This window comes from Sporanaerobacter sp., from assembly GCF_047830725.1.
GTDB lineage: Bacteria > Bacillota > Clostridia > Tissierellales > Sporanaerobacteraceae > Sporanaerobacter.
On sequence record NZ_CP181252.1, the window covers coordinates 1306253 to 1324327 of the forward strand.

At 31.2% G+C, this 18075-nt stretch carries 20 protein-coding genes and 1 riboswitch; of the genes, 18 read left to right on the forward strand and 2 right to left on the reverse strand.

Translation table 11 applies throughout. The features are described from left to right. Nucleotides 1–5 precede the first annotated feature (5 nt). From ACFWUA_RS06310 to ACFWUA_RS06395, 18 genes are all read left to right on the forward strand, one after another. On the forward strand, nt 6–1040 hold the full coding sequence (locus ACFWUA_RS06310; protein ID WP_416197214.1) for a CapA family protein: 1035 nt from the start codon (nt 6–8) through the stop codon (nt 1038–1040). A gap of 56 nt (nt 1041–1096) precedes the next feature. Then, nucleotides 1097–2296: a patatin-like phospholipase family protein gene (locus tag ACFWUA_RS06315; protein ID WP_416197215.1), complete on the forward strand. Its 1200-nt coding sequence runs from the start codon at nt 1097–1099 to the stop codon at nt 2294–2296. A gap of 57 nt (nt 2297–2353) precedes the next feature. Next, nucleotides 2354–2526, forward strand: a riboswitch (cobalamin riboswitch). Between the two features lie 81 nt (nt 2527–2607). Next, nucleotides 2608–3447, forward strand: a complete 840-nt coding sequence (locus tag ACFWUA_RS06320; protein ID WP_416197216.1) for a cobyric acid synthase — start codon at nt 2608–2610, stop codon at nt 3445–3447. A gap of 12 nt (nt 3448–3459) precedes the next feature. After that, complete coding sequence (gene cbiB / locus ACFWUA_RS06325) at nt 3460–4392, forward strand: adenosylcobinamide-phosphate synthase CbiB (protein WP_416197217.1); 933 nt, start codon at nt 3460–3462, stop codon at nt 4390–4392. 8 nt (nt 4393–4400) lie between these two features. Beyond that, nucleotides 4401–5450, forward strand: a complete 1050-nt coding sequence (locus tag ACFWUA_RS06330) for a pyridoxal phosphate-dependent aminotransferase (RefSeq protein WP_416197218.1) — start codon at nt 4401–4403, stop codon at nt 5448–5450. Between the two features lies 1 nt (nt 5451). Beyond that, nucleotides 5452–6771: a cobyrinate a,c-diamide synthase gene (locus ACFWUA_RS06335; RefSeq protein WP_416197219.1), complete on the forward strand. Its 1320-nt coding sequence runs from the start codon at nt 5452–5454 to the stop codon at nt 6769–6771. Then, nucleotides 6762–7382: a precorrin-8X methylmutase gene (locus ACFWUA_RS06340; RefSeq protein WP_416197220.1), complete on the forward strand. Its 621-nt coding sequence runs from the start codon at nt 6762–6764 to the stop codon at nt 7380–7382. Before ACFWUA_RS06335 ends, ACFWUA_RS06340 begins: the two co-directional genes overlap by 10 nt. Then, nucleotides 7379–8458 (forward strand): cobalt-precorrin-5B (C(1))-methyltransferase CbiD, encoded by a 1080-nt coding sequence (gene cbiD, locus ACFWUA_RS06345; protein WP_416197221.1) that lies wholly within the window; start codon nt 7379–7381, stop codon nt 8456–8458. Before ACFWUA_RS06340 ends, cbiD begins: the two co-directional genes overlap by 4 nt. Next, a complete protein-coding gene (gene cbiE, locus ACFWUA_RS06350) occupies nt 8446–9042 on the forward strand; it encodes a precorrin-6y C5,15-methyltransferase (decarboxylating) subunit CbiE (protein ID WP_416197222.1) in 597 nt (198 codons plus the stop codon). Before cbiD ends, cbiE begins: the two co-directional genes overlap by 13 nt. Then, nucleotides 9029–9577 carry a precorrin-6Y C5,15-methyltransferase (decarboxylating) subunit CbiT gene (gene cbiT / locus ACFWUA_RS06355; RefSeq protein ID WP_416197223.1) on the forward strand — a complete coding sequence of 183 codons (549 nt, stop codon included), beginning with the start codon at nt 9029–9031 and terminating at the stop codon, nt 9575–9577. Before cbiE ends, cbiT begins: the two co-directional genes overlap by 14 nt. After that, complete coding sequence (locus ACFWUA_RS06360; RefSeq protein ID WP_416197224.1) at nt 9574–10236, forward strand: precorrin-2 C(20)-methyltransferase; 663 nt, start codon at nt 9574–9576, stop codon at nt 10234–10236. The genes cbiT and ACFWUA_RS06360 overlap by 4 nt, the downstream gene beginning before the upstream one ends. After that, nucleotides 10229–10984, forward strand: a complete 756-nt coding sequence (cobM, locus tag ACFWUA_RS06365; protein ID WP_416197225.1) for a precorrin-4 C(11)-methyltransferase — start codon at nt 10229–10231, stop codon at nt 10982–10984. Before ACFWUA_RS06360 ends, cobM begins: the two co-directional genes overlap by 8 nt. Further along, complete coding sequence (gene cbiG, locus ACFWUA_RS06370; RefSeq protein WP_416197226.1) at nt 10981–12003, forward strand: cobalt-precorrin 5A hydrolase; 1023 nt, start codon at nt 10981–10983, stop codon at nt 12001–12003. Before cobM ends, cbiG begins: the two co-directional genes overlap by 4 nt. Before the next feature lies 1 nt (nt 12004). Then, nucleotides 12005–12724 carry a precorrin-3B C(17)-methyltransferase gene (cobJ, locus tag ACFWUA_RS06375; protein WP_416197227.1) on the forward strand — a complete coding sequence of 240 codons (720 nt, stop codon included), beginning with the start codon at nt 12005–12007 and terminating at the stop codon, nt 12722–12724. Continuing rightward, on the forward strand, nt 12721–13464 hold the full coding sequence (cobK, locus tag ACFWUA_RS06380) for a precorrin-6A reductase (protein WP_416197228.1): 744 nt from the start codon (nt 12721–12723) through the stop codon (nt 13462–13464). Before cobJ ends, cobK begins: the two co-directional genes overlap by 4 nt. 2 nt (nt 13465–13466) lie before the next feature. Further along, entirely contained in the window at nt 13467–13736 is a 270-nt protein-coding gene (locus tag ACFWUA_RS06385; protein ID WP_416197229.1) for a cysteine-rich small domain-containing protein, read from the forward strand. 214 nt (nt 13737–13950) lie between these two features. Then, nucleotides 13951–15063 carry a TMEM165/GDT1 family protein gene (locus tag ACFWUA_RS06390; protein ID WP_352404239.1) on the forward strand — a complete coding sequence of 371 codons (1113 nt, stop codon included), beginning with the start codon at nt 13951–13953 and terminating at the stop codon, nt 15061–15063. A 57-nt stretch (nt 15064–15120) separates the two neighbouring features. Beyond that, the gene (locus ACFWUA_RS06395) at nt 15121–15714 is read left to right on the forward strand and encodes a TetR/AcrR family transcriptional regulator (RefSeq protein WP_352404240.1); all 594 of its coding nucleotides are present in this window, start codon (nt 15121–15123) and stop codon (nt 15712–15714) included. A 175-nt stretch (nt 15715–15889) separates the two neighbouring features. Here ACFWUA_RS06395 and ACFWUA_RS06400 read toward each other — a convergent pair whose 3' ends face one another. Further along, nucleotides 15890–16573, reverse strand: coding sequence for a CAP domain-containing protein (locus ACFWUA_RS06400; RefSeq protein WP_416197230.1), 684 nt, complete (start codon nt 16571–16573; stop codon nt 15890–15892). 210 nt (nt 16574–16783) lie between these two features. After that, on the reverse strand, nt 16784–18010 hold the full coding sequence (tyrS, locus tag ACFWUA_RS06405) for a tyrosine--tRNA ligase (RefSeq protein ID WP_416197231.1): 1227 nt from the start codon (nt 18008–18010) through the stop codon (nt 16784–16786). Between the last annotated feature and the right edge of the window lie 65 nt (nt 18011–18075).

Sequence of the window (18075 nt, forward strand, 5' to 3'; positions counted from 1 at the left end):
TAAAATTGAGAAGAAAAATTTCCATGCTTTTAATATTTATTTTACTGTTTTCTACTATTCCTGTAAAAGCGGAAGATAATGGCGAGAAAGATGAAACAATCATATCTATGGCAGGAGATGTTTTGTTTGATGGAGGCATTAGAAAATATCACAATCAATATGGAATAGGATATCCTTGGGAAAAGGTAAAAGCATATTTTATAGAAGATGATTTGACAATAGTAAATTTAGAAACCAGTATTACCAATAGAGGAAAAAAGTGGCCAAACAAGCAGTACAATTTTAGATCCAGTCCTATGACATCAAAGGCGATGAAAGAATCAGGAATAGATGTGGTGACTCTTGCAAACAATCATGTGCTAGATTACGGATATGATGGATTTATGGATACATTAGACAATTTAGATAAATATGAAATTAAATATACAGGAGCTGGAAGAAATAAAAGTGAAGCAATGAAGGGAATTATAGTTGAGGAGAATGGAATTAAAATTGGAATTGTGGCTTATTCAAGAGTTATCCCAGATCCAAAGTGGTATGCAAATGATAAAAGACCTGGGGTTCTTAGTGGATATGATATTTATGTAGATGAAGTGTGTAAAAAGATTCAAGAGATGAAGAAAAATGCAGACATAGTAGTTCTTTCTATTCACTGGGGAGTTGAAAGAAGTACTACTCCAAGAGTACAAGAGATAAAGTTTGCTAAAAGAGCGATAGACAGTGGAGCAGATATTGTCATGGGTCATCATCCTCATGTTCTTCAAGGGATAGAGGTTTATAGGGGGAAACCTATTTTTTATAGTTTGGGAAATTTTGTTTTCAATTCAACAAGTGAATTAAGCAAGAAGACCATGATTGGGCAAATAGTCATAAAGAATAAGAAAATAGAAAGAGTAAATATCATACCATGTAAAATAGCCAATTCAAGACCTATACCTTTAGAGGGCAAAGAAAAAGCAGAAGCTATATCCTATATAAATGGTTTATCTAAAGGTTTTAATACCAAGATAGAAAAAGAAGGATTCATAGATATAAAGTAGAATTTGTGATATTTATCAATAGTTTATGAAAAAAGGAAATGAATGGGGGTACTTTTATGTATGGTTTAATTCTTGAAGGTGGAGGAGCCAAAGGAGCATATCATATAGGAGCATATAAAGCTATAATGGATATGGGGATTGAAATTGGTGGAATAGCAGGTACTTCTGTTGGAGCACTGAATGGAGCTATGCTAGTTCAAGGTGAGTATGAGAAAGCTTATGAACTTTGGTACAATATGACTTATTCAAGGGTTATAGAAGCTAATGATGAGGAAATAGAAAAAATAAAAAAGGGAAAGATGAGTAGAAGTGATATAAAAAATTTAGCAGGAGCTATTAAGGGAATCATAAGTGATGGAGGATTAGATATAACTCCCTTGAGAAATTTGCTGGAAGAAGTAATAGATGAAGAAAAAATTAGAAATTCAGGGAAGGATTTTGGTATAGTCACAGTATCACTTTCAGATTTAAAACCTGTGGAAATATGTATTGAAGATATACCTAAAGGAATGCTTGTAGATTATTTAATTGCCAGTGCATATTTTCCTGTATTTAAAAAAGAAAAGATAGACGGGAAAAAATATATAGACGGCGGAGTTTACAACAATCTTCCTATAAATTTGCTTTCGGATAAAGGATATAAAGATTTAATTGCTGTAAGGACTTATGGTGTAGGCAGAACTAAAAAATTTGACAATAAAGATTTAAATATTATATATATTTCACCCAATGAGGATTTAGGAAAGACCTTAGATTTTGATAGTGAAATAGCTAGAAGAGATTTGCAACTTGGATATTATGACGGAATAAAGGCTTTGAGAAAACTTAAGGGCTATAAATATTATATTGAGCCTAAGATGGACGAAGACTACTTTTTAAATACTCTATTAGATTTAGGTGAACACAAAATTTTAGAGATAGGACAAGTTCTTGGTATAGAAGATGTACCTTATAGAAGGGCTTTGTTTGAGTTTATAATTCCAAAGATAAGTGAAATTTTAGGGACAAATAAAGAAAATGATTATGAAGATATTGTCATAAGATTTCTCGAAATATTGGCAGAAAAATATGATATAGAAAAATTTAAGATATATTCTTATGATGAATTTTTAGATATTGTTAAGGAACAACATGAAGAAAGAGAAATAGAAGAAGACAGTGGAGGAATATTGGCTAAAGTTGTAAGAAAAGTAGATTTTCTTTCTGCATTGAACAAAGAGGAAACAATTTTAAATGTTGCCGATATCATATTTTAGAGCTTGGGAATGAATTTATTTGACATAAAATAAATAAGAATGATATTATTAAATAGAAAATAGAATAGTGGTTTAGGTGCCCTATGGGTTAAAAGGGAAAGTGGTGAAATTCCACTACAGCCCCCGCTACTGTAAATGGTGACGAATTCCATATCCACTGGCTTTGCTGGGAAGGAGGAAAGAGGATTTAGCCATGAGTCAGGAAACCTGCCTGAACTAAAAGCATTCTTTCGGAGGGAAAGGTAGTGTTTTTTGTTGATTTGTAGGCAAGAGAACTTCGAGGAGGTTCTCTTTTTTTTGGAGGTGAGAAAGTGACAAGTATTATGGTACAAGGTACTACTTCTTCTGCAGGAAAGAGTATGCTTTGCACAGCACTGTGTAGGATATTTGTAGAAGATGGATTTACTGTATTTCCATTTAAATCTCAAAATATGTCATCTAAGTCGTACATCCTTGAAGATGGGCGTGAAATAAGTACAGCACAAGCACTTCAAGCTGTTGCTGCTAGACTTAAGCCAGATTCAAGAATGAATCCTATTCTTTTGAAGCCTACTGGAGACAGAACTAGTCAAGTTTTTATAGATGGCGAAAATAAATATACTATGGATGCGGTAGAATATTTTAAATTTAAAAGTAGCTTAAAGCCTATGATATTAGAGACATTTAAGGAAATTGAGAGTACTTACGATATAGTAGTGATAGAAGGGGCAGGAAGTCCAGCAGAGATAAATTTGAAGGAAAATGATATTGTGAATATGGGCATGGCTGAAATGGCAAATTCTCCGGTATTGTTGATAGCTGATATAGATAGAGGCGGGGTATTTGCATCTCTTTATGGAACAGTAATGCTTTTAGAAGAAGAAGAAAGAAAGAGAATAAAAGGACTTGTCATAAATAAGTTTAGAGGAGATATATCTCTTTTACAATCTGGCATAGACATGATAGAAAAGCTAACTCATATTCCTGTAGTTGGAACTATTCCTTATGTTCATTTGGAACTGGAAGATGAAGATAGTCTTTTAGATTATGAAAAGAATTGCAATAGCAAAGAACAAAGGGAATGGGAAAAGGAAGAAGAGATATCTAAATTTGCAAAGGTAGTTAGAGAAAATATAAATATGGAGTATATTTACTCTGTTTTGAAGAAATAGGTGAATTATGTGATGGATATTGTATTGGCAGTTTTTTTGGATTTGCTTATAGGAGATCCCTATAGTTTTCCTCATCCAGTGAAATATATGGGGAAGCTTATTTCAGTTGAAGACAATTTGCAAAGAAAGATTTTTAAAACTAAAAGAGGACTTAAAATAGGCGGATTTATAATAGCTTTTTTGAATATTTTTATAGCCTATTTTGTTCCATATTTACTTCTTAAAAGTGTAAAAAAACATGAACTTATTTATCATATAGTCAATGTATATCTTATATATACTTGTATTGCTGCTAGATGCCTTCACAAAGAAGCTATGAAAGTATATAAAGGATTTGAAAATGGAATAGAAGAGGCTAGGTTGAGGCTTTCCTATATAGTGGGAAGGGATACTGAGAACTTGACTGAATCTGAAATAGTAAGAGCAGATGTAGAAACAGTAGCAGAAAATACTTCTGATGGTGTCATTGCACCTATATTTTATATCTTACTTTTTGGAGCACCTGGTGGAATGATGTATAAAATGATAAACACTATGGATTCTATGCTTGGGTATATGAATGAAAAATATATAGATTTAGGCTATTTTCCAGCAAGAGTAGATGATGTATTCAATTTTATTCCAGCAAGGATTTCGGGAATTTTGATGTGCATATCTTCTATGTTTAAATATGATGTAAAAAATGGATTTAAAATAATGTTTAGAGATAGAAAAAATCATAAAAGTCCTAATTCTGCTTATCCAGAAGGTGCTGTAGCAGGACTTTTGAATATACAGCTTGGTGGAAATAGCTATTATTTTGGGAAGATAGTAGAAAAGCCTACTATTGGAGATGATAATAGACTATTAGAAAAAGATGATATAAAAAGAACTATTGAAATAATGTATAGAGCTGAAATGCTTTTGATTTTTATTTATATTTGCATTGTTCTTTTAGGAAAGTAGGTGATTTTATGGAACATGGTGGAGATTTGATTTCTTATAGCGATTTTTATGATGGAGAACTTATAGATTTTTCTAGCAATATAAATCCATTAGGGCCTCCTTGTGGATTGTATGAAATTCTTTCGAATTCCCTCCATACTTTGACAATTTATCCAGATATAAAGTATAGACATCTTAAACAGCATATTGCTGATTATTTAAAATGTAAAGTTGAAAATGTGGTGGTTGGCAATGGGGCTGTTGAAATAATAGATAATTTTATACAGCTATTTGATAGAGTTGTAGTATTTGTACCTTCTTTTATTGAATATGAAAAACGAGGGAAAATACATGAAAAAGAAGTTTTAAAACTAAATTATACAGAAGATTTCAAGATAGATTTAAATCTTTTAGAAACTAATATAAAACATGGAGATGTGCTTATTCTAGGAAATCCTAACAATCCTACAGGGTTAAGAATTGAAAGAGAAGTATTGTTAAGTATATATAAAATAGTTAAAAAGAAAGATGGGTTTTTACTTTTAGATGAAGCATTTTATGAATTTTGTCCTGAAGATTATGATAGCATAGATATATTTAAGGATTATGATTTTGAAAATGTAGGGATCATAAGGGCAGCAACTAAATTTTTTGCCCTTCCAGGAATTCGTTTGGGATATGGATGTACTTCGATAGATATGAAAAAAGCATATGAAATTGTAGAATTGCCTTGGTGTGTAAATTCTTTAGCAGAAATAGCTGGAAGCTATATTTTTAGTTGCAAAGATTATATGGAAAAAAGCAAGTCTTATATAGAAAATGAAAGAAGATTTATATTTGAAGAGCTTTCAAAAATAGATGGATTAAAGCCCTATGACACCGATACCAATTATATGCTTATTAAATTGCTTAAGTGGAATGAAGAATATGTATTTAATTATTTTCTTAAAGAAGGTATGGTTATAAGAAAGTGTTCTAGTTTTCAAGGACTTGATACTAGCTATGTTCGAATAGCTATAAAAAGAAGAGAAGACAATCTAAAACTCATTGAGACTTTTAGAAATTTGGAGAGGATGTAAAATGAAGAGTATCATGATTTCGGCTCCTTCTAGTGGAAGCGGGAAGACTACAATTACATTGGGAATTGTAAGGGCCCTTAAAAAAAGAGGATTAAATGTATGCTGCTATAAGACAGGTCCAGATTATATAGATAAGAAATTTTTAGAATTGGCTTCTGGACTGGATGCGGGGAATTTAGATATTCATCTTATGGGAATGGATGGAATAGAGGATTCTTTTTCTATGGGGAAGGGAGAAATTGCAGTAGTAGAAGGTGCTATGGGATATTTTGATGGAATTTACAATACTTTCGAAAATTCATCTTATGATATTTCAAGAAAGCTTAAAATAAATACAATACTTGTATATACTCCAAAAGGAGAAATGTTTTCAGCTATACCCAAGATAAAGGGCATGGTAGATTTTAAATATTCAAATATAGTTGGAGTTATTTTAAATAAAGTCAGAAAAGATATATATGTATTGATGAAAGAACAAATTGAAAAATATATAGGCATAAAAGTATTAGGTTTTGTAGAAGAGGATAAGGAATTGGAAATAAAGAGTAGGCATCTAGGACTTGTCCAAGGTGAAGAAATAGAAAATATTGATGAGCTCATAGAAAGAGCTTCTGTACAAATAGAAAACAATGTAAATTTAGATAGTTTGATAGATAGTATGAGTGAAGTAGTGACAAAAGAATACACATATCCAGCAAAAAGAGATGTAGTGGTGGGCATAGCTTATGACAGAGCTTTTTCTTTTTATTATAGAGAAAATTTAAATTTATTTGAAAACACTACAAATGTTGTTTATTTTTCTCCTATGAAGGATAAGCAAATTCCTAAATGCGATCTTTTATATTTAGGAGGAGGATATCCTGAAGTTTTCAGTGAATTTCTCTCAAAAAATACAGAGATGAGAAAATCAATAAAAAGATTTGCTGAAAATGGAGGACATATTTATGCAGAATGTGGAGGATTTATGTATTTGATGAGTGCTATAGAAGACCATGAAATGTGTGGCGTATTTAATGGAACGAGTAAAATGACTGACAAGTTGCAAAGATTTGGCTATATAGATATAGAATTAATGAAGGATTGTATTTTAGGGGAAAAAGGTGATATTCTGACTGGTCATGAATTTCACAAATCTATGACCCAAATAGATGGAGAAGAAATCTATAGTATAACCAAACCTATGAGTGATAAAAGGTGGAATTGTGGATATATGTATAAAAATGTGTTGGCGGGGTATCCTCATATAAATTTTTTAGGAAATATGAAGGCATTTTTAAATTTGTTAGATATTGTTGAAAAGGAGAAATCAAAATGTATGTAAAGAAACCTATGGCAATAGAAAAAAAGAGCATGGAGATTATTGAGGAAGTTATGGGAGATACTTACTTTTCTGAAGAAGAAAAGTTGATTGTCAAAAGAATGATTCATACTACAGGAGATTTTGATTATAGAAAAATAGCAGTATTTCAAAATGATTTTTTAAATACTGCTGTTGAAGGAATAAAAGCTGGTGGAACTATATTCACTGACACCAAAATGGTAGCAGCAGGAATAAATAAAACAGCTCTTGCAAAGACTTCATGCCAATTGAAATATTTTATAGATGATAAAAAAGTAGTAGAACTTTCTAAAACATTGGGGACTACTAGATCGGCTTGTGCAATAGATGCAGCGGTATCTGAGGGGATAGATATGTTTGTTATAGGCAATGCACCTACAGCTATTTTTAGGCTTCTTGAATTGATAGATGAAGGAAAGGTAAATCCAAAATTTGTTGTGGGGGTTCCGGTTGGCTTTGTAGGAGCAGCTGAATCAAAAGAAAGTTTAAGAAAATATGCTATACCTTCTATATCAACAGTTGGAACTAAAGGTGGGAGCAATGTAGCAGCATCTATTATGAATGCAATATTATATATGGTGGTAGGAAGATGAATGAAGAACTATATGTAATAAAAGAAGGCAAAAAACTTAAGTGTGGCTATACAACTGGCAGTTGTGCTGCAGCAGCTGCTAAAGCGGCAGCTAAATTGCTTAAAGGTGAAAGAGTTTCTTTTATAGAGATAAATACTCCTGCTAAAATCAAATTGAAACTTGAAGTTAAAAATCAATATATAGATGGAGAGTGGGCTCATTCTACTATTATAAAAGATGGTGGAGATGATCCAGATGTGACAGATGGCATGGAAATATGTGCAAAGGTAAGGAAAAGAAATGATGGACAAGTTTTCATAGATGGAGGAGAGGGAATAGGCAGAATATGTAGAAAAGGACTGTTTGGAGAGGTGGGGGATGCAGCTATAAATCCTGTGCCTAGAATGATGATAGAAAAGGAGATAAAAGAAATTTCAAATTGCGGATATGATGTAATTGTATATGCTCCTATGGGAAAAGAAATTGCCAAGAAAACTTACAATAAAAACATAGGAATAGAAGGAGGTATTTCTATAATTGGAACTAAAGGTATAGTATATCCTATGTCAGAAGATGCTCTCATAAAGACTATATATTTAGAAGTTGATACAGTGGGTGAAAATATAGGAAAAGAAAATATAATACTTGTACCAGGAAACTATGGAGAAAAAATTGCGGATACATTGAATTTACAAGGAGGGAAAGTAAAAATTTCAAACTATATAGGAGACAGTATATTGTATGTCTATAATAGCGAATTTAAGTCTATGACCCTCGTTGGGCATATTGGAAAATTTTCAAAATTATCAATAGGAGTATTTAATACTCACAGCAGAGTGTGTGATGGAAGAATTGAAGCTTTTATATACTATTTAGCACTGAAGGGTGCTCCTATGGATATTATAGAAAAAGTAAAGGCTGCTATGACGGCTGAAGAAGCCTTAAATATATGTATAGACAATGGATACGGCAAAATAGTCTATGATATGGAAAGAGGTTGTGAAGAAAGGATAAAAGTGTATTTGAAAGATAAAGATTATCCTGTGAAGGTGATTATATATTCTATGGAAAGAGGTGCATTTATTTGCTCACAGTAGCTGGTATAGGACCTGGAAATACTAAATATTTAACAGTTCAAGTATTGGAAGCTATAAAATCAGCGGAATGTATTGTAGCTTTTGGGAGAGCAGGAGAGTCAATAAAAGATTTGAGAAGCGATTATATAAAAGTTAAAAATATAGATGAAGTGTATAGATATTCTTTGAGGAAGGAAAATATCTTGATTCTTGCATCTGGGGATCCTTGTTTTTATGGTATACTAGAGTATTTAAAAAATAAAGATATATTAGTAGATGAAGTTTTTCCTGGGTTGTCTTCTTTTCAATATATGATGGGAAAGCTTAAGAAAAGTTGGCACAATTCTAGATTTTTATCTCTTCATGGGAGAGAAGAAAGCCTAGAATCAGTACTTGATACTCCTATGACTATTATACTTACAGATAGCATAAATACACCAAAGACTATATCAAAAAAATTGCATGAATTGAGTATGAGGGGGACTATGTATATAGGATACAATTTGTCCTATGAAGATGAATGCATATTGAAAATAAATATAGGAGAAGAAATAGAAGATATCTCTTCTTTGGCAGTGGTGGTGGTGGAAAATGAAATGGATTAGAGATGAAGAATTTATCAGGGGAAATATTCCTATGACTAAATTTAATATTAGGACACTTGCTATTGCCTATTTAGCTATTGAAAAAGGAGATAGACTATTAGATATTGGAGCTGGAACAGGTAGCATATCTATAGAAGCAGCATTGCAAGGTGCAAATGTCTGGGCTATTGAAAAGGAGAAAGAAGGAATAGATATTATAACTAAAAATAGTATTAAATTTAATGTGAAGTTAAATCTAATAGAGGGACAAGCTCCAGAGGCTTTACCAGATATTGAGATAAACAAATGTTTTATAGGTGGCAGTGGAGGGAAATTTAATGAAATATTTAAGTATTTAGAAGCTCATCTAGAAACAGGCGGTATTGTCTGTGGAAATTTTATTAGACTACAAAATTTAAACAATTGTATTCAATGTTTAGAAGAATATAAATATGAAAATATAGAAGTACAGTTAATTCAATCTTCTTATATGGATAAAATTGGACTTATGAAGGGACAAAATCCAATATTTATAGTTAAGGGAGTGAAAATATGAAAAAATTATATGGAATAGGAACAGGTCCAGGCGATAAAGAGTTGTTGACATTAAAAGCAGTAAAAGAAATAGAATTGGCCAGTGTAATTTTTGCACCAAATAATAAGGGGAAAAACATGGCTTTGGATACAGTAGAGGATTTTATTCATGGGAAAAAGATAGTACTGTTGGACTTTTCTATGGGGAAGGTAGGAAAAGAAGATTATATAAATGCAGCAGAGATTATATACAATGAAATCCCAGAAGAAGGTACTGGGGCTTATTTAACTATAGGGGATTCTATGATATATAGTACCTTTATTTATATCATGAAAGAATTGGAGAAAAAGAATATTCAAGTAGAAATCATTCCTGGCATACCTTCTTTTGTAGCAGGAGCAGCAAAGTCCAAGACTCCTTTAATTTTAAAAGGAGAAAGTTTTTTACTTTGTGATGAATTTAATGAAGAAGTATTAGATAAAATAGATTCTATTTGTGTATTAAAGACATTAGAGAATAAAAAAGAAATTCTAAATAATTTAGAAAATAAAGATTATGTCTATAGATATATGAAAAGAGTTACATTGGAAAATGAAGAAATACTTGTAGATAGAGACCAGATACTTAAAGACAGAGATTATATATCGTTTATTTTTGGAAGGAGGGAAAGAAATGATTAGTTTTGTTGGTGCAGGTCCAGGAGATGTAGACCTTATAACAGTCAAAGGCAGAAGACTTTTAGAACAAGCAGATATTGTTATTTATGCTGGGAGTTTAGTGTCTAAGGCACATTTAGACTATTGCAAAGATAAATGTAAATTTTATAATAGTGCTTATATGACTTTGGAGGAAGTTGTAAAAATAATGGTAGAAGGCGAAGAAAAGGGCCTTAAAGTTGTGAGACTTCATACAGGGGATCCTACTATATATGGAGCAATAAAAGAACAGATGGACCTTCTTGATAAAAAAGATATCCAGTATGAGGTTATTCCAGGAGTTAGTTCTTTTACTGCAGCTTGTTCAGCTATAAAAAGTGAATTTACACTTCCAAGTTTAAGTCAAACTGTTATACTTACTCGAATAGAAGGAAGAACCAGTGTACCAGAAAGTGAAGATTTAGAAAAATTAGCTTCTTATGAGGCTTCTATGGCAATATTTCTTTCTGTTCAGAATATAGAAAATGTAGTTGAAAAGTTGAGAAAAGGATATAAAAGAGGAGATGTACCTATTGCAGTAGTATACAAAGCTACTTGGGAAGATGAAAAAATCCTTATAGGGACTTTAGATGATATTGTGGACAAAGTAAAAAAAGAAGGCATAAATAAAACTGCACAAATATTGGTGGGAGATTTTATAGATGGGTCTTATGAAAGATCTAAATTGTATGATCCAAATTTTACTCATGAGTACAGGGAGGCAAAAAATTGAAAGTAGCATGTCTATCTTTTACAGATAAAGGTAGAGATATAGGACGCAAATTAGAGAAATATGGAGATAAGAAAGATTTTTTGGAAATTTGTCACTATGAAAATTCAGAAGTTGAGGGCGGAATAAAATCTATATTTGAAAAGATAGTTAAGGAATATGAAGGCATAGTATTTATTTCAGCTACGGGTATAGCAGTACGAATGATTTCTCCGTATATAATAGATAAGACTGTAGATCCAGCTGTGGTAGTTGTTGATGACTTGGGAAGGTATTCGATAAGCTTATTGTCAGGACACATAGGTGGAGGAAATAGATTGTGTGAAATTGTAGGGGAAATACTGGGGGCAAAGCCAATCATAACTACTGCTTCTGATGGGAGAAATATAGAGGCGGTAGATATATTTGCTATGAGAAAAGGTTATGTTATGGAGAATATGGAAGAGGTAAAGAAGATAACTAGTATGATGGTTAATGATAAAAGGATAGGGTATTTTTCTGAAATGGAAGGCCATATAAAATATGACAATTTGGTTTTTATTTATGGATTAGAAAATATAAAAGAATATGAAGACAAGTTAGATGGAGTATTGTGTATAAGTTCTATAAAACAAATAGATATCAATATACCTCATGTAATATTGAGACCTAAAAATTTAAATATAGGAGTAGGTTGTAAAAAAGGTACTAGTGGAAAAGAAATAATAAATGCTATATTAGATGTGCTTGATAAAAACAATTTTTCATCTAATTCTATAAAGTCTATAAATACTATTGAAATAAAAAGTGATGAATTAGGTATTTTAGAAGCTGCAAGTTATTTTAAATGCCCTAGGAATATTTATACTATAGAAGAAATAAAAATGGTGGAAGAAAAATTTGAAAAAAGCGATTTTGTTAAAAGAAATGTTGGAGTTTATTGTGTCAGTGAACCTTGTGCATATCTATCGGGAGGAGAGATAGTAGTAGGAAAGACTAAATACAATGGTATAACTGTGGCAGTTTCAAAGGAGATGATTTAGTATGTCTAAACTTTATGTAGTGGGGATAGGGCCAGGCGGAAGAGAAAATATGACAATTAGAGCAGTAGAGACTATAAAAAGATGTTCAGTAATAGTAGGATATACTTCTTATATTGAATATTTAGGAGATTTAAAAGAAGGAAAGGAAATTTATTCAACAGGAATGAGGGGAGAAATTGAAAGATGTAATATGGCCATAAAAAAAGTCAAAGAAGGGAAAGATACTGCCATCATAAGTACTGGAGATTCAGGTCTCTATGGTATGGCAGGGCCTATTTTGGAATTGGCAGAAGGAATAGAAGTAGAAATAATCCCTGGAATAGTAGCAGCTTTTTCAGCTGCTAGCGAATTGGGTTCTCCTATTATGCATGATTATTGTTCTATTAGTTTGAGTGACTTGATGACTTCTTGGGATATAATAGAAAAGAGAATAGAATATGCATCTTGTGGAGATTTTGTTATAACAATTTACAATCCCAAGAGTAAAACTAGGACTGATCATTTAAAAAAAGCTGTGGATATAATGCTTAAATATAAAGCACCAAAGACACCTGTGGGAATAGTTAAAAATTCGGGAAGGGCCAATACGGAAAAATATATTACTACTTTAGATGATATAGACTATGATATTATAGATATGATGTGTGTTTTAATAATTGGAAATAGCAATACATATATAAAAGATGACTTCATTATAACTCCTAGGGGGTATGAAATTTGATATGGATAATAGGGGGAACTAGTGAAGCAAGTACTCTTTCTCGAAAGATAGAAGATATAGATGATTTTGTCATAACTAGTGCTACTGAAAGTGAAGAGGAATTTATAGATTTGGACAAGCTAATTGTTGGGAGAATGGGATTAGAAGATATGTTAAATTTTGTTGAAGAGAAGAATATAAGTCTTATAGTTGATTTATCTCATCCCTATGCCAAAATTGTAAGTGAAAATGCCAGGAAAGTATCTAAAATAAAAGATATTATGTATATAAGATATGTAAGAAAAAAATCGGAAATTCCTTCGGATGCTATATATTTAAAAACTTATGAAGAATGTATAGAATATCTAAAAAATATTTCTGGGACGGTATTTTTCACTACAGGTTCAAAGAATATAGGAGATTTTGAAAAAATAAAAAGGGATAATAGATTTATTTATAGGGTACTTCCTGCTAATAGTAGTATACAAGAATGCAAAAAGTGGAATGTAACAATGAAGGATATTGTAGCTATTTTAGGACCATTTTCTATAGATTTTAATAAATCAATGTTTAAAGAATACGATGTAGATTATGTAGTCATGAAAGATAGTGGAGAAGCAGGGGGAACATTAGAAAAGATACTTGCCTGTAGTGAGTTAAATATAGTGCCTATAGTCATAGGGAGAGAAAAAGAAGATGGAATTGATGATTTAGACGAAATTGAAAAAGTCATAAGAAATCACAAAAAGAAAGGAGAATAGCTGTGGAAAATTCATATAGGTTTTATAGAAATACTGCTTGTAGTTATTTCCCATGTCACAAGGTGAAAAATGAAGAGGATTTTAATTGTATGTTTTGCTACTGTCCTCTATATTTTTTGGAAGACTGTGGAGGGAATCATAGGGATTACAATGGTATAAAGGATTGTAGCAATTGTCTTATACCTCATTCACCCAATGGATATGACTATATCAACAACAAAATAATGGCTATAAATAGAGAAAAAATGAAGAACAATGATTCTTGCAAATAATTTTTGTATAATGTATAATGAATGTAAAATTTAAGTTATTTTTTGCTAAAGGGGAGTAGCTGCAAATATTTGCAAATAGAGTCAACATACTGGTAGAAATACCTGGTTCTATTTACTCTTACAAAAAAAGAGGAGCGAGACTTTTAGCTTAATGGGGAACAATACCTATTAAGCTAAAAGTTTTTTTTCTATGTAAATAAAAGGAGGAAAAACTGTGTTTAATGAACTGATGAGAAGTTTTTTACTTATTTTCGTGGCTGAAATGGGAGATAAAACTCAAATTTTAGCTATGACTTTTGCAACTCAATATAAAGTACGACAAGTGCTTTTAGGTGTTTTTTTAGGAGTATTTTTAAATCATGGTCTAGCTATAGTTCTTGGAAGATATATTTCAAAAATTGTTCCAATGAGTTTTATTCAAATAGTTGCAGGTTTACTTTTTGTAGTTTTTGGAATATTGGCATTAATTGATGAAGACGATGAAGAGCAAGGTAAAGATAAAAAGAACTTTGGCCCTGTGATGACTGTAGCCTTAGCATTTTTCGTTGGAGAATTGGGGGATAAAACTCAACTTACTGCTATGACACTGGCTACAGAAGGTTCTTATCCATTTTTCATACTTATGGGTACTACTTTGGGGATGATAGCTGTAAGTGGTATAGGGATTTTTATAGGAAGTAAAATAGGAGAAAAAATTCCAGATATTTTCATAAAACTCATTTCATCTCTTGTATTTATAACTTTTGGGACATTGAAACTTTTTCAGACAATACCAAGTAAGTATTTAACATCTTTAAACATTGGAATTTATTTTGGTATATTGTCATTATTGGCTATTATATTGATAAGAAAACTCATAGTGAAAAGGAAATCTGGAGAAAAATCAGCATTGAAGGAAGTGGCAGCAACTCTTTATATGCAGACGCAAGAATTAAATGAAGCGGTAAATAATATTTGTCTAGGTGAAGGAACTTGCGGTATTTGTATGAGGGATAAATGTATTATTGGATACACTAAAAAAATTCTTAGAGATGCAAGAGAAAATGAAGAATATTATATTGATGACGAGATTGTTTTTAATGTAAATGATAAAAAATTTGATATAGATAAAGTGGTAGAGGCATTGAGTTTAGTGATAGAAGATTATATAAGATATGGAGTAGATAAAGATGATAAATTTATTGTCAATAAAGTCAGAGTAGCACTAGAAAAAGTTGCTTTTGGAAATGAGTTATATTTTGATGGGAATATAGATAAATATATAAAAAATATTTATAGCCAAAATCAGTATATTGGAACAAAAATAGAAGAGAGTATTGTCAGATAAATTATTTAGTATGATAATATATATTTATGAAATGATAATATTTTTTGGAGGTCTAAAATGAAAAGAATGTCGAAGGTAGAGGAAAATAAGCAGCTTAAAGAAGAATCGCTTTATGCTGCTGCATATGAGTTATTCACAACTCAAGGTATTCACAATACGGCTATAAATGATATCGTAAAAAAAGCAGGTGTAGCTAAAGGTACTTTTTATCTGTATTTTAAAGACAAATATGATATATTAGATAAAATTGTTTTAAAAAAGAGCAGCCAAATATTGAGCCAAGCTATAAGTGAAACAAATAAGGAACAATTTGAAAAATTTGAAGATAAACTTCTTTATTTTATAGACTACATAATTGAGTATTTAAAAGAAAACAAATTGCTTTTAAAGATTATATATAAAAATCTTTCATGGGGAATAATAAAAAAAGCCTATAAAGATTATGAAGAAATAAATGAAATATTTTACATGTTCGAAGAAGGACTTAAAGATTTTAATTATGAAGAAGAAGAGATAAAGAAATTGCTTTTTATAATTTTGGAATTGACAGGTTCAGTATGCTATAGTTGCATAATTTTAAACGAACCGGCCGATATAGATGAAATGAAACCAATTTTATTTTCTGCTATTAAAAAAATTATCATAAGATAAAGACCAGTAAAATTTGGCTAGTGGATACTAGGTAAATTTTGTGTATCTATTCATATCTAATGTTCTCATAAATTATGGCTATCTATCATAATTTCACCTCAAACAAAAAATAGTTAGAATTCTAACTGTTAGAATTCTAACTATAATTATAAGTACTATTTTAAATTAGCTAATATCAATCTGTAAATATTTGTGTCCAATAAGTTGTACCGCTTTTATCTGTAGCATAACCTATACCAATTTTGTTGAAGTTTGGATTCAATATATTTGCACGGTGTCCTTGAGAGTTCATCCATCCATTTACCACAGAAGAAGCACTGTAGTAGCCTTTGGCAATATTTTCTCCTGCAGTTTTGTATTTTATTCCAAAGCTTTTCATCATAGTGAAAGAATCTCCATAAGTAGGTGAAGTGTGGCTAAAATAATTTTTATCAGCCATATCTTGAGATTTAGTTCTAGCTACTTTTGAAAGTTCTTCACTGTAAGTAAAGGGAGCTAGTCCTTCTTTTTTTCTCTCTTCATTTATGAGTTTTAAGACTTCTAACTCCATTGCATTTGCTGTACTTGATACAGAAGTATTGGTATTAGTGTTAGTGTTGGTATTAGTGTTAGTATTGGTATTAGTGTTGGTATTAGTATTAGGTACAGCATATCTATTATAAGTATATTTATATGGTGAATAGGTTACATATTTATATAGGACATTTTGATTATTTATTTGATAACAGTTTGAGCAATTGGTATTTATGGTATATCTTATGGTTGTGGAACCTCCAGCACTAGCAAAGCTTGATGAAGAAAGCAGTAACAGAGATATAGTTGTCGACAATAGAGTTTTTTTCGCATTTCCTTTTTTCATTATTTATTACCTCCTTGGATTTTTGAGTGTAATACATAAAGATATTTGACTTTCCCCCTTCCTTTTTAAATTTGTTTATGAGTATATCATTAATGACTTTTCAGATAAACCCTTAATATGTGGGTATAGAGGGATATGAAGGAAATGGGCTATAAAAAATAAGAAGTTCTACAATTTTTGTAGAACTTCTTTAATATAAAAATTATAATCTTAGACTAATTTAACTTGATGATAAACTTTTTTGCCTTTTCTTATCATCAATTTATTGTCATCAAAGTCAGCTATTTCTATCTTTAGATTTGGATCATCTACTCTCCTATCGCCAATGTAGATTCCACCTTGCTTTATAAGTCTCCTACCTTCACTATTTGAACTAGTTAATCCCAATTTGGTCATTAAATCCAATATTCCCATGCCATCTTTAAAATTGGATTTGTCTATTTCAGTAGTAGGAATAGACCCTTCTTGGTTTCCACCTGCAAATAGTGCTTTGGCAGCTTTTTGTGCTTTTTGTGCTTCTTCTTCTCCATGAACGGTTTTGGTTACTTCATAAGCAAGAATTTCTTTAGCTCTGTTTATCTCTGCTCCTTCAAGGGATGACAATTTTTTTACTTCATCCATAGGAAGCATGGTAAGCATTGAAAGACATTTTTCTACATCTCTATCATCAATATTTCTCAAGTATTGATATAGTTCATAAGGTGAAGTTTTTTCACTATCTAGCCAAATGGTGCCAGATTCCGTTTTTCCCATTTTTTTGCCCTCAGCATTGGTTAAGAGCTTAAATGTCATAGCATATACTTTGTCATTTTCAATTCTTCTTACCAATTCATATCCACTTAATATATTGGACCATTGATCGCTTCCACCTATCTGAAGTTTACAATTGTAGTCTCTGTAAAGTTTTAGAAAGTCATAGGATTGCATGAGCATATAGCTAAATTCAAAATAAGTTAGTCCTTTTTCTAGTCTCTGTTTATAGCATTCGGCAGCAAGCATTCTATTGACTGAAAAATGTATACCAATTTCTCTTAAAAACTCAACATAGTTTAGATCTAAAAGCCAGTCTGCATTATTTACTACCAATGCCTTATCGTCACTGAAATCAATAAATTTTGAAAGTTGCTCTTTAAATCTAGTTGCATTGTAATCAATTTGTTCTTTTGTAAGCATTTTTCTCATATCTGATTTTCCACTTGGGTCTCCAATCAATGTTGTACCACCACCAAGTAGTGCAATAGGCTTATGTCCAGCTTCTTGCATATGTTTCATAACCATTATTTGAACAAAATGTCCTAAGGTCAAACTGTCTGCTGTAGCATCGAAGCCAATATAAAAGGTAACAGATTCCTTATTTAAAAGTTCATGTAGTTCATCTTCATAAGTAACTTGGTCAATATATCCTCTTTCTTTTAACAAGTCGAGTACATTATTCAAAACAAAAACCTCCTTTTTCTAAAATAAATAATATAAAAAAGGGTTCTTCTCCATCTAAGGACGAG